The 12087-nt window shown below is 73.8% G+C and carries 8 protein-coding genes and 2 pseudogenes; 4 read left to right on the plus strand and 6 right to left on the minus strand.

Annotated features, from left to right (window positions below):
- Nucleotides 1–87 precede the first annotated feature (87 nt).
- Nucleotides 88–1065, minus strand: a complete 978-nt coding sequence (locus tag ABD198_RS16650; RefSeq protein WP_344001866.1) for a trypsin-like serine peptidase — start codon at nucleotides 1063–1065, stop codon at nucleotides 88–90.
- A 229-nt stretch (nucleotides 1066–1294) separates the two neighbouring features.
- Between ABD198_RS16650 and ABD198_RS16655 the strand changes: the two genes are divergently transcribed.
- Nucleotides 1295–2098 carry an SAM-dependent methyltransferase gene (locus tag ABD198_RS16655; protein ID WP_344001868.1) on the plus strand — a complete coding sequence of 268 codons (804 nt, stop codon included), beginning with the start codon at nucleotides 1295–1297 and terminating at the stop codon, nucleotides 2096–2098.
- 27 nt (nucleotides 2099–2125) lie between these two features.
- Here the strand turns inward: ABD198_RS16655 and abc-f are convergent.
- The 4 genes and pseudogenes from abc-f to ABD198_RS16675 all read right to left on the minus strand — a co-directional run bounded on the left by abc-f (nucleotide 2126) and on the right by ABD198_RS16675 (nucleotide 6867).
- Nucleotides 2126–3849: pseudogene (abc-f, locus tag ABD198_RS16660) on the minus strand (ribosomal protection-like ABC-F family protein).
- A 281-nt stretch (nucleotides 3850–4130) separates the two neighbouring features.
- The gene (locus ABD198_RS16665; RefSeq protein WP_344001870.1) at nucleotides 4131–5327 is read right to left on the minus strand and encodes a DUF2235 domain-containing protein; all 1197 of its coding nucleotides are present in this window, start codon (nucleotides 5325–5327) and stop codon (nucleotides 4131–4133) included.
- Between the two features lie 183 nt (nucleotides 5328–5510).
- Nucleotides 5511–5974: pseudogene (locus tag ABD198_RS16670) on the minus strand (MMPL family transporter); the annotation flags it as partial.
- 146 nt (nucleotides 5975–6120) lie between these two features.
- Nucleotides 6121–6867, minus strand: coding sequence for a GAP family protein (locus ABD198_RS16675; protein ID WP_344001872.1), 747 nt, complete (start codon nucleotides 6865–6867; stop codon nucleotides 6121–6123).
- A gap of 40 nt (nucleotides 6868–6907) precedes the next feature.
- On the opposite strand from ABD198_RS16675, the gene ABD198_RS16680 reads away from it, so the two are divergent.
- A complete protein-coding gene (locus ABD198_RS16680; protein ID WP_344001874.1) occupies nucleotides 6908–7348 on the plus strand; it encodes a hypothetical protein in 441 nt (146 codons plus the stop codon).
- A 98-nt stretch (nucleotides 7349–7446) separates the two neighbouring features.
- On the plus strand, nucleotides 7447–8277 hold the full coding sequence (locus ABD198_RS16685; protein WP_425580489.1) for a hypothetical protein: 831 nt from the start codon (nucleotides 7447–7449) through the stop codon (nucleotides 8275–8277).
- A gap of 57 nt (nucleotides 8278–8334) precedes the next feature.
- Here the strand turns inward: ABD198_RS16685 and ABD198_RS16690 are convergent, their stop codons facing one another.
- Nucleotides 8335–10434: a SpoIIE family protein phosphatase gene (locus tag ABD198_RS16690; RefSeq protein WP_344001876.1), complete on the minus strand. Its 2100-nt coding sequence runs from the start codon at nucleotides 10432–10434 to the stop codon at nucleotides 8335–8337.
- 337 nt (nucleotides 10435–10771) lie between these two features.
- Between ABD198_RS16690 and ABD198_RS16695 the strand changes: the two genes are divergently transcribed.
- On the plus strand, nucleotides 10772–12087 hold a 1316-nt coding region (locus ABD198_RS16695), incomplete at its 3' end, for a DUF4140 domain-containing protein (RefSeq protein WP_344001878.1).

Genomic DNA, 12087 nt, shown 5'->3' on the forward strand with positions numbered 1-12087 from the left:
GCCGATGCGGAGCATCGGCAACCGGTGACAACGCCGCAGATGCGCGTGCCAGACCCCGCGTCCGCGGGCTGATCGAAACGACAGGCCCTAGGAGATCTGGGCCTTGTCGTACAGGGCCTTGGCCGTGTCTCCGAAGTACGGGCCGAACATGCGGTTGGGCAGGAAGGTGTAGCCGAAGCTGTTCAGCGAGACCTGCAGACCGGTGCCGGACGCCTCGTCGAAGCCGGTGAACCAGGGGCCGCCGCTGGAGCCTCCGGTCATGTTGCAGGCGAGGCTGTGGTCCTGGGAGAACAGGAAGTCCTTGGAGCTGTTGCCGCTGCAGTAGATGAGTTCGGAGCCGTCGTACGGTGAGGCGGCCGGGAAGCCGAAGGCGTACATGCGCTTGTTGTAGCCGCCGTTGAACTGCAGGCCCTGGGCGCCCACCACGTCGGTGAGCTTCTTGCCGTTCAGCGGGGCGACGACCGCGGCGCCGACGTCGTGGTTGATGTCCTCGCTCGCCTCCCACTGGGGCGTGGTGAGGGTGCGGGTGGCGGTCCACTGGCCGTAGGGCGCGTTGCCGTTGTCGTAGGCGGGCACGAAGACCCAGTTGGTGTGCCAGCTGCCCTGGTACTTCACGCAGTGCCCGGCCGTGATGACGGTGCTGGCGTTCTGGCTGGTGACGGCGTTGCCGGAGCAGGAGGCGGTGCGGCCCTGGAAGGTGAAGAACACCCGGCCCGAGGTGGTCTTCACGGCTCCGCCGCCGGTCCACGGGCCGCCGGGCTGGGGGAAGGCGGCCGGGGTTGCGGGCACCACCGTGGGCGTGCGGTGGCCGGCGCCGGGAGCCTCGAGGTTCTTGGGGGGCGAGGCCAGCTCGAGGTCGAGGGGCTTGGCGCTGCGCATGCGCTCCGGGGTCCAGAAGGTCTTGGAGGCGCGCTGTTCGGCGAGCGGGACGGTACGGGACTCGGCCGACGGAGCTGCGCCGGTGCCGGAGGGTGCGGCGCTGGCGGAGGCGGAGTTCATCAGCCCGCCGGCGAACAGGGCTCCCGCGGCCAGCAGGACGCCGGTGGCAGTGCGGTGTCGTCTCACGCAGGTCTCCTTCTGCCGTGCCGGGCTCCGTTGCGCGGGTCCCGGCAGGGTGGGGGATGAAGAGCGGTGCGGACAGACGTGCGTGAGGCAGAGTGCCACGGAAATTGTCCGTTGTCAGGACCGCGTCAGACCCAGAATCTCTCGCAGGCGGCCTCCGGCAGCGACGAAGCCGAAGGGCCGGGCGCGCAGTTGACCGGCTTTCGCAACGCTTCTGTGTGAAGCTGTCGGCATGGAACCAGCACACGACGATCTCAGGGCACGGCTGCAGACCGACCGACCGCATTCCGCCCGGGTGTGGAACTACCTGCTCGGCGGCAAGGACAACTATCCCGTCGACATCGAGGCGGGCGAGGCGATCCTCGCGACCTTCCCCGAGTTCGCCTCCGTCGCCCGGCAGCAGCGAAGGTTCCTCGCGCGTGCCGTGCGTTTCCTGGCCGGGGAGGCCGGCATCCGCCAGTTCCTGGACATCGGCACCGGGCTGCCCACCGCCGACAACACCCATGAACTGGCCCAGCGGATCGCCCCGGAGAGCCGCATCGTCTACGTGGACAACGATCCCCTCGTCCTGGTGCACGCCCGGGCGCTGCTCACCAGTAGCCCCGAGGGCGCCTGCGCCTATGTGGACGCCGACGTCCGCGACCCGGACCGCATTCTGGCCGAGGCGTCGAAGACCCTGGACCTGGACCGCCCGGTGGGGCTGACCATGCTGGGCATCCTGGGGCAGATCTCCGACGAGGACCGCCCGGCCGAGCTGGTGAGCGCCCTGCTGGACGGTCTGCCCGCGGGCAGCTGGCTGGCCCTCAGCGACGGCACGAACACCAACGAGGCGCTCAACCGGGCGGTCGAGGTGTACAACCGGCAGTCGGCGAACACCTATCACCTGCGGTCGCCGCAGGAGATCGCCTCCTTCTTCTCCGGGCTCGACGTGGTGGAGCCGGGGGTCGTTCCCACGGTCGAGTGGCGTCCCGACCCCGGCCGGCCCGATCAGGACGCCCCGCACGTCTCGATCGCCGGGGTCGCGGCCAAGCGCTGACCCGCCGTCGGCCGTGAGCCGTGAGACTCAGATCCTGCGGCCCTCGCGCAGCTCCAGCCGCTCCCCGCCGAAGCGGGCGCGGAAGTTCCGGTCGTGGGAGACCGCGACCACCGCGCCCGGGTACTCGGCGAGCGCGGCCTGGAGGTCCTCGGCCAGGTCCAGTGCGATGTGGTTGGTCGGCTCGTCGAGGACCAGGAGGTCGGCGGGCCGGGTGACCAGGGTCGCGATCTGCAGGCGCCGCTGCTGCCCCGCGGAGAGGGCGGCGACGGGGACGTGCAGGTCCTCCTCACGGAACAGCCCGAGGGACAGCAGCTGTTCGGCGTACTCGTCCGGAAGCCCGGGCCGCCCGGCGGCGAAGGCGGCGAGCAGCGGGAGCCGGGTGGAGTGCGCGGGCAGCTCCTGCTCGAGGTGGCCGATCCGGGCGGTGCGGCGCACCGTCCCCGCGTCCGGTTCGAGGTCTCCGGCGAGAACGCGCAGCAGGGTGGTCTTGCCCGCGCCGTTCTCGCCGGTGACGAGCAGCCGTTGTCCGGGCTGGACCGTCAGGAGCCCGTCCAGGTGAAGCCGTTGGGCGACGCGTACGTTCTCCAGTTCGGCGAGGGGGCCCTGAGCCGCGGCGCCGGTGGAGGCCGGGGCCGCCGTGAAGCGGAGCGGCTGCGGGGGCTCGGGCACCGGGTTGCGGCGCAGCTGGGCCAGGCGCTCCCGTACCGCGCGCACCTGCCCGCCGAGCTTGGCCTCGCTGGAGCGGCGGTGCTTGCCGAACCCCTGCTTCGGGTCGCGGCCGGTGGTGGCCAGGCGCCGCCCGGCGGCTTCCAGCAGCTCCTCCATCCGCTCGACCTCCTCGACCCAGTCCGCGTACCGCTGCTGGGCGCGGCGGCGGGCGGCGGCCTTGGCGGCGCGGTAGCCCGCCCAGCCGTCGCCGTACCGGTGCACGGTGCGCTCGTCGCGGTCGACCTCGAGGATGGTGGTGGCGATGCGCTCCAGGAAGCCGCGGTCGTGGGTGACGGCGACGACGGTGCCGCGGTGGGCGCGCAGACGCTCCTCCAGCCAGTGCAGGGCTGCCGCGTCGAGGTGGTTGGTCGGCTCGTCCAGGAGCAGCAGTTCGGGGGCTGCGGCCAGCACGCAGGCGAGCGCGAGCCGCGACTGCTCACCGCCGGAGAGCGTGCCGAGCGGGCGGTCACGGGTGATCCGGGCGAGCCCGAGACCGTGCAGGGCCGCGTCCACCCGGGCGTCGGCCTCGTAGCCGCCGCGCTCCTCGTAGGCGGTCAGCAGGTCGCCGTAGGCGGCGAGTTGTTCATCGGTGGCGTCGGCGAAAGACTGCTCGGCGGCACGGAGCCGGCGTTCCAGGTCCCGCAGGTCGGACAGGGCGAGGTCGACGGCGTCCTGCACGGTGCAGGACGGGTCGAGGCCGAGGGTCTGGGCGAGGTGTCCGGTGCCTCCGGGGAGCTGACGGTGATCTCTCCGGCGTCCGGCGCCTCGGCCCCGGCGAGCAGCCGCAGCAGGGTGGACTTGCCGGATCCGTTCTCTCCGACGACGGCCACCTTCTCGCCGGGGCGCACGGTGAAGGTGACCTGGTCGAGGACGGTGTGGGTGCCGTAGGTCTTGGTGACGTCCTTGACGGACAGCTGCGCCACGGCGGCCGGGCGGCGGTGACGGTGGGGCGGGCAGCGGTGGGGGCAGGAGTACGGGCGCGGTCGCGCATATGGCTTTCCCTGGGCATGCGAAGGGTCTGCGGGCAGGCAGGACGGCGGCATCGGCCGTGCCCGGGATCAGACGAAGAAGAAGAAGAAAGCCATGCCGCCACCATAGCAAGACGAACCGTCTCGTTCCAACAGTGGCCCCTTATCACAGGGTGCGGAGCACCACCCGCCCGCAGCCACCCTCAGGGGTGATCCGCCCCCCAACCCGGCTCGGACGCCGGGTGCGCCTCCCTACGATCTTGGCCTCCCCCCACATCGGAGGTAGTGATGAGACGGCCAGGCCTTCGTCCTGCACACGGGGACGATCGCGCCCGTCGGACGAAGGCGACTTGTGGTCACGGCGACTTGTGGAGCCGTCCCTCGGGCGCGTCGGCGGGTGTCGTGGGCGGGAGGGGCGGCAGGCCATGGGCGAGGCCGGGCAGCAGCACCGGCTCCAGCCGCAGCCGGTCCTGGGCGGTGAGATACCGCTCCAGCTCCGGCGACCGGTAGCCCGCGTCGCGGTCGTAGCGCTCCTTGGCGGGCACCGCGAGGAACTCGTTCCCGTCCGGCTCGCCCTCGTCGTTCACCGCCGCGCCCAGCGGCCGGTGCAGCGGCCTGGACAGCCGGTAGATGCCGGAGCGTGAGGAGTGCAGCGGGCCGGCGCTGTCCGGCCGTACCTGGAAGTCGATGCTCTCCTGAGGTCTCATCACCTTCGGTCCGGCGTCGCTGAGCACGTCGGTGTCGAATTCGAGGCCGTACCGGCGGGCCTGATCGACCATCCACAGCAGGGCGATGTCGGAGAGGCCGGTCTCCTTGTATCCGCCGCCGACATCGGAGTGCGCGCCGGGGTACCAGACCTGCTTCAGTTCCTGGCCCTGCCCTGCGGCGCCGGACTGCTGGTGCCAGAGGGCCGGCCGGAACGCCGAGCGCTGCTCGTCGATGGCGAGGGCGTGGAAGGCGCCCTGGATCCAGCTGCTCAACTCCGTGTTGTGGAAGGCCCATCGGCGGTTGAAACGGTCCGCCGCGGGCCGCAGAAATGCCGCGTCCGGGACCGGGATGCCGAGGGCGCCGACCGTGTCCCACACCCCGATGAACCGGATGTCCGTCTCGTAGGCGTAGGAGCGGCGGAACAGCGTGGCCGCCGCTCCGTTGGGCTTCTCGATGCGGTCCCGGTACAGCGCCCAGGCCTCCGGGATGCGGTCGGCGTGGCCGCGGCGCAGCACACCGCAGTGCCGTACCAGCCCGGAGAGGCTGCGGGCGGTGAACGCGCCCCGGCTGAAGCCGAAGAGGAACAGCTCGTCGCCGGGCTCGTAGGCCTCGACGAGGAACCGGTAGGCGGCGGCGACGTTGCGAGAGAGGCCCACGCCGAACGCCCCGCCCCGCAGCCGTTCGCGCCGCCGGGTGCCGACCCCGCTGTGGTAGTGGACGCGCTGTTCCTTGCCGGCGACGGTTCCCCGGCTCACCGCCAGGGCGACCTTGGCGACATTGGTCTTGCTGGGCTGGTCCGCGAAGTTCCAGGTGCCGTCACAGCAGACGACCAGACGTTGGGTCATGTCCAGCCCTCCTCACGAGGGTGCGGAGCGGCACGGAGCACCACTTCCATGCTGTCACCGTGCAGGTGCCCCCGCCACGCGAGTCCGCCCCGGCAACGGAACATGCCGTGCCGGGGGCGGACATGAGGGCCGCTGCCGCTACGGCTTCTTGCCGAGCCGGCCCGGCCACCACGCCTTGGCGCGGAGCGCTACGAGGAAGACGAAGCCGTACAGCGGCACCGAGGGGTCGGTCCCGGTGAAGCCGAAGACGTGGGTGAACACCAGGGAGGCGATGCCGAGCGTGGCGAGGAAGCTGAGCGCCACGGTGGCCACCAGCAGGGCGGGCACCAGCAGGGAGCGCAGCAGGCCCACCAGGACGAGGAAGATCACCGCGAGGACCACGGGGACGATCAGCGCGCGGTCCCGTTCGGCGGTGCGCAGGGTGTCGTACTGCTGGGCGGTGTAGCCGCCGACGAGGGCGTCCGCGCCCGGCACCGAGCCGACCGCGTCGCGCAGCCGGGCGATCGTCTCCTTGGCCTCCTCGCTGTCGTCTCCTTGGCCTCCTCGCTGTCGGCGGCGGAGGCGAGCGTGACGTCCACGCGGGCGCGTCCGTCGACGACGTACGGCTCCCCTCCGGGGCGGCCGGAGCGGCTCACGGGCGCGGCCGAGGTTCGCCGGAGCCCGGCGACGCGGGTCCGGCCGGCTGTGCGGTGTCCGCCCCGCTGTTGTCCCTGTCTGCTCTGGCCACGCGATCAGCCTATAGAGCGCGGCGAGGCGGCCGGCCCGCGCCCCGGCGGGACGGGGACGAGGGTGGTCACCGGGCCAGCCCGTAGGCGCTGCGTGCCACCAGGTACAGGCCGGTCACCACGCTGCCGGTCACGATCGCCCGCTCGGCGTGGTCCGTCATCCAGGTGCGCAGGGCGAGCAGGCGCTCCGCGGCGGCCTCCGGCCTGAGGAGCGCGTAGAGCTCGGCGGCGAGGAGACCGGCCGTCGCGATGACGCAGAACGCCACCAGCGTCAGCCAGGTGTCGGACTTGGAGGTGTCCCCGTCCACGACGGTCACCGCGCCCGCGGCGACCAGGCCCCACGGCTGGAGGAGGACGGCGAGCGCCGCGGCCGGCCAGATCACGCCGCGTTCGATACGGGACGTCAGAAAGCCCGATGATGCGGCGTCGCCCGCGCCCGCCCTGCCGTCCGTGCCGCCGCGCCCGCCGTCGCCCGGCTCGCGGTCCGCGGGGTGTTCGGCGGGCGGCCGTGGGTGCCGGTGCCGGTGGATGCCGTACGCCACAAGGCACAGGCCGACGAGGAGCTTCAGCGCGAGGTGCGCCGTGGACGGGGGCGATCTGGGCTCCGGGGGGCGGCCGCCGGTCAGCGTCAGCACCAGGGTGATCACCACGACGAAGCACGCCGTCCACCCCGCGATGAAGACCAGTCCCGCCCGTGTCCCTCTCGCGGATGCCACCACCACGGCGAACGCCATGAGCGGCAGGGGGTCGAGGGTGATGGCGAGGGCGATGAGCAGCAGGTCGAGGACCATGGGCCGGGCCATCCCGTCGGACACGTACGGACCGAGCCTATGCAAGGTCGCCCCGTGGCGGTGGGTGGCGTGGATCGCGCTGTGGCTGGGCGCGCTGGTGCTGCAGGGGTGGCTGCACAGTGTGAGCGACGCGGGGGTGGTGCTCGCCGTCGTCGCCATCGTCGTCATCTTCGTCATGCAGACGGTGATGTGGTGGTGGACCCAGCATCTGCTGCTGGGCGGCGCGGTGCGCTGGGGGCCGCTGCTGCCGGGAGCCGTGCTCACGGCGCTCGCGGTCGAGGGCCTGTCGGTGACGGCGCACTTCTACATGCCGCGGGCGCTGAACCGGACGCTCGCCGAGTACGGTCCGGCCGGTTCGGTGTTCGTGCTGCTGTCCTGGCTGATCGTGATGGCGGTGGCGGTCGCCGTCGCCCTCACCGTGGGGGCCGTGCTCTCCCAGGAGCCGTTCCTCGGACGCCGCCTCGGGGCTGCCGTGCCACCGGCCGGACGCCACGGGAAGGGCTGAGACACCCTGTCCCCCGGACGGCCGTACCGCGCTGGTCGGCCGGGGCGGCCGGTGGTGCGCTGGGGGCAGACATCCGTGCTGCCAGGAGGCTTCACATCATGATCCGTCCGTCCCGCACCGTCCGTGTCCTCGCCGCCGTGGTGGCCTCGGGTGCCCTGCTGACCACCGCGGCCTGCTCCGGCGACGGCGGGGACGGGGAGACCCGGTCCGCCGAGGTCGCCGCGTCCCCGAAGGAGTCCCGGGCCGCCGCTCCCGCCGCCCGGCAGACCACCACGCCCGCCGGCGACCTGACCGAGGAGGGCGCGCGGGCGGCGCTGATCACCGAGGCGGACATCGAGGACGACTGGACGCAGGTGGACGATGCGGAGAAGTGGCGCGACAGCCTGCTCATCGGTGACGTGGACGTGGACGACTTCATCACCGCCGAGGCGGACGCCGCCGACTGCCAGCGGCTGCTCGACGGCCTCTACAGCGAGGAGCTGCTGGGCAAGCCGTCCGGGGCCTCGGCGCTCACCGGGTTCACCCAGGGCGACTCGCGGCTGCTGTACCAGGTGGCCGCCTACGACCGGGCCGAGCTGGACGACTCGATGAACTGGCTGGAGTCCCTGCCGGAGAAGTGCGACCAGTTCACGGCCACCGCGTCGGGGGGCGAGGAGCGCACCGTGCAGGTGGTCGAGTACCAGCTGCCCGACGAGGGCGACGAGCGGCAGGGTCTGGAGGTGACGGTCCAGGGCACGGTCGACGGCTCGCCGGCCACGCTCACCCTGGACATCGGCGTGGTGCGCGTCGGTTCGGACGCGCTCACGGTCACGGCGGGCGGCCTGAACGGCGGCGAGAAGGATTCCGTGGAGGCCGCGCTGCAGCAGGGCACCGAGCGGCTGAAGGACGTGCTGGCGGGCCGCACGCCGCCCGCGTCGCCGACCTCGTGACCGGAGCGGCCCGTGCCGCAGATGCTGAACGGCGCCGGCTCGTGAGCGGCGCCGGTGTCACCGTGCGGCGTAGGGGCCGGTGCCGTCGGCCTGCAGCGGCTGTGCGCCCGCGACCAGCAGGGCCACGTCGTCGTGGCCGGCCGGGTGCGGCAGGCGCCTGAGCAGCCGGTCGCAGGTCTCCTCCACCGAGCCGTACGGCGGTGACAGCTGCCGCAGAAGGAAGTTCAGGCGTTCGTCGATGGGGTCGTGGCGGGTCTCGACCAGCCCGTCGGTGTAGAGGATCAGCTGGTCACCGGGGTTCATATCGAGGGTGGTCGTCTCGAAGGGGACGCCGCCCACGCCCAGCGGGGTGCCGACGCGCAGGTCGAGCAGCCGGGGTGGCCGGCCCGCCTTCAGGAACACCGGCGGCAGGTGTCCGGCGGAGGCCACCACCAGGCGGCGCGTGTGCGGGTCGTAGACCGCGTACAGGAAGGTCGCCAGGTACGGGTCCAGGCTTCGGGCGATCTTGTCCAGGTGGGTGAGGATCAGGGAGGGGCCGAGGTCGAGGTCGGCGAGGGTGGAGGTGGCGGTCCGCAGCCGTCCCATGGTGGTGGCCGCCGGGATGCCGCTGCCCATCACGTCGCCCACGGTGAGCGCGGTGCGGTCGCCGTCGAGGGGGATGGCGTCGTACCAGTCGCCGCCGACCTCGCTGAAGGCCTGCGCGGGCCGGTAGCGGGCGGCGACCTGCAGGCCGGGGTGGTGGGGCGAGAGCCGGGGCAGCAGGCTGCGCTGCAGGGTCTCGGCGGTGCTGCGGATGTGCTGGTGCAGCACGGCGTTGTCCATGCTCAGCGCGGCGGACGAGGCGAGTTCGAGGGCGAGGGCGACGTCGTCGTCGTCGAACGGCACGGGGTTGCGGGCGCGGGCCAGCGCCATCACGCCGATGATCTCGCCGCGGGCGATGAGGGGGACGGCCATGTCGGTGTGGACCCCGGCCCGTTCGAGCAGCCGGGCGGCCGCGGGGTCGGCGGCGATCCGGGCGAAGTCGCCCTTGACATGGGTGATCAGCTGGGGGCGGCTGGTGCGGATGCAGCGGGCGGCCGGGTGGTCGGCGTGGTACGTGGTCAGGTGGCCCGGCGGGACGATGGCCTGGGCGGCGTCGGTGGGGTAGGCGGTCTTCACGGCGAGCGCGCGGAACAGCGGCGGGCCTTCGCCGAGGCCGGTACGGCCGGTCTGCAGGAGGGAGTCGAGCAGGTCCACCGCGACCATGTCCGCGAGGTCGGGGACGACGACGTCGGCGAGTTCCTGCGCGGTGCGTTCCACCTCCAGCGTGGTGCCGATGCGGGAGGAGCCGCCGGCCACCAGGCGCAGCCGCTGCTGGGCGCGGTCGGCCCGCCGCGCGGCCCGGAACTGGTCGGTGACGTCGACGACGACATTGGCGATGCCCAGCACATGGCCGCGGTGGTCCTCCAGCCGGTACAGCGACATGTTCCAGGCCCGTTCCTCGTCCCGGTCGGTGCCGGTGGGGCCCACCACCTGCTGGTCCACCACCGGGGCCCCGCCCTCCAGCACCCTCCGCATCGCGGCCTCGACGCCCGCGTACGGCTCGGCGGGCAGCACGTCGCGGAACCGCCGGCCCAGGTGGTCGGCGACGGGATGGCCGTCCATGGCCGCGAGCGCCGGATTGACGGCCAGGTAGCGCAGATCGGTGTCGAGGACGGACAGTCCGATGGGGGCCTGGGCGACCAGCCTCTCGGACAGGGCGAGCTTGCGTTCCATCTGCCGCACGGTGGACCGGTCGGTGGCCAGTCCCAGGGCGAAATGCGCGCCGTCGCTGTCGGTGAGGCGCATGGTGCGCAGTTCGATCATCCGGGTGCTGCCGTCCTTGTGCCGGACCGGCATGGCCCCGGCCCAGCCCCGGCCGGTCACCATCACCTCGGCGAACAGCCGCAGCCCGGACCGGCGGTGCTCCGGGTGCAGCAGCAGGGGCGCGGCGTACTCCCCCACGGCCTCGGCGCGGGTGTAGCCGAACAGTTCCTCCGCCTGCGGGCTCCACATGTCGATCCGGCCGTCGGGCTCGACGAGCACCGCGGCCACGCCCAGCAGATCCATCAGGCCGCTCGGACCCGCAGCCCCGTCCTCCGCGCCCGCCGGCCCGAAGGGCTGCTCCGCTCGGCTCATCGCACTCACTCCCTCTACCTGCCTACCTCACGGGCGCCTCAGCTGCAGCGCACCAGGCAGGTACGGCCGTCTCCGGCGCGGCGGCCGCTCCCACCCACGATGCGGCACCCGCGGCCCCGCGGCGAGGGGACCCGCCGGGAGACCCGGCAACACGCCCTCCGGGCGGCGCGGCCCCGTGCCGCCCGTGCGGAGCCGGCCGGACGCCGGGCGGTGCGGCCCCGTGCCGGACCGGTGCCCGCGGCGGACACCGCCGGGACCGCGAGGGCTCCCCGGCGGTGTCCGGCGCGTGCGGCGTAGGCTGCCCTCGGCATGCGAGACGGCTCGGGCGGGGAACGGCATGGCAGTTGAGGCAGGCGGCGGGGCGTGGGGATCCGTGCTCGACTCGGTGGTGGTGTACGCGCAGGGCGCGCTGTGCCGCCGCCGGGCACGGGGCCGGGTGCCGGCCGGCGGGCGGGTGCGGGTGCGGGATCTGCCGCGTTCCCTCGACCCCGATTCGCTGCGGGCGCGCGTGGTGGGGGCCGCCGGGGTGCGCGTCACCCAGGCCCGGGTGGAGGTCGAGGCCGAGCCGCTCGGCACGGACACGGCCGACGCCCTGCTGCGCGAGGTGGAGCGGCTGCGCGAAGAGCATGCGGCGGCCCGGGACCGGCGGGACCGGCAGCTCGCACGGATCGGGGAGGTCGAGGCGCTGCGCCCGGTGCCGCCGCCCCGCAGGAAGGACGACGACACGCACCGGCGCACTCCGGTCGACGCCTGGCTGGAGCTGGCCGGCTTCGTCGACGAGCGGCTGACCAAGCTGCACGCCCGGCTTGTCGAGCTGGAGGAGGAGCTGCGCCGGGTCGAGCACGAGCTCGCGATCGCCGTGGACCGGCACGCCCGCGCCTCGAACGACACTCCGGCGGCGCATGTGGAGACCGCTGTGTGCGCGGTACTGGTCCTCGACGGCGCGGCCGGCCCCGACGACGCCGGCGACACCGACGACACCGGCGAGGTGGAGGTCGAGATCGAGTACGGGGTGCCCGGCGCGCTCTGGGTGCCCGCCTACCGGCTGACGCACCGCCGGGGCGACGGGGAGGCGCGTCTGGTGCTGCGTGCCTCGGTCGCCCAGCGCACGGGCGAGGACTGGACCGGTGTGCGCATCGCCTTCGCCACCGCCGACTTGCGGCGCCGCACCGACCTGCCGCGGCTGCGGTCGGTCCGCATCGGGCGGAGCCAGCCGGCCCCGGCCCCGTCCGGCTGGCGCGAGCCCCCTGCGGGCCTGGCCGATCTGTTCGCCGGGTACGACGCGGCGGGACCCCGCCCCGGCGCCCGGGCCGTGGACGGCCTGGCCGCGGGCGCCCCGGCGGTGGCCGTGGATATGACGGCGGGCACGTTGGACACGGCGGGCGCGGCGGCCGGGCCTCCTACGCCCCCGATGCCCGTGGCCGCGTACGGTTCACCGCCCCCGGCCCCCGGCGGTCCGGCCCCCGGCGGGAGTGAAGTCCTCGACCTCTTCGAGAACGAGGTGGAGTCCCGCGGGCTCCCCGCGGGCGGGCCGGGCGGCCCCGCGCCGCAGGCCCGGCTCCGTGCGGCCGGCCGGTCGCGCGGCGGCCGCGGCGGGCCCACCGGAGCCCCCGGGGGGGGGGGGGGGGGGGGCGCCCCGCCTCCGGCCCAGGG

Origin of the sequence: Streptomyces thermocarboxydovorans, from assembly GCF_039524635.1 — a bacterium.
In the GTDB taxonomy this organism is placed as follows: domain Bacteria; phylum Actinomycetota; class Actinomycetes; order Streptomycetales; family Streptomycetaceae; genus Streptomyces; species Streptomyces thermocarboxydovorans.

What these genes read in the sequence shown, in the direction of transcription:
- ABD198_RS16685 (WP_425580489.1), top strand. Translation starts at nt 7,447, where the DNA reads ATGATCCGTCCGTCCCGCACCGTCCGTGTCCTCGCCGCCGTGGTGGCC.
- ABD198_RS16655 (WP_344001868.1), top strand. Translation starts at nt 1,295, where the DNA reads ATGGAACCAGCACACGACGATCTCAGGGCACGGCTGCAGACCGACCGA.
- ABD198_RS16665 (WP_344001870.1), bottom strand. Translation starts at nt 5,327, where the DNA reads ATGACCCAACGTCTGGTCGTCTGCTGTGACGGCACCTGGAACTTCGCG.
- ABD198_RS16690 (WP_344001876.1), bottom strand. Translation starts at nt 10,434, where the DNA reads ATGAGCCGAGCGGAGCAGCCCTTCGGGCCGGCGGGCGCGGAGGACGGG.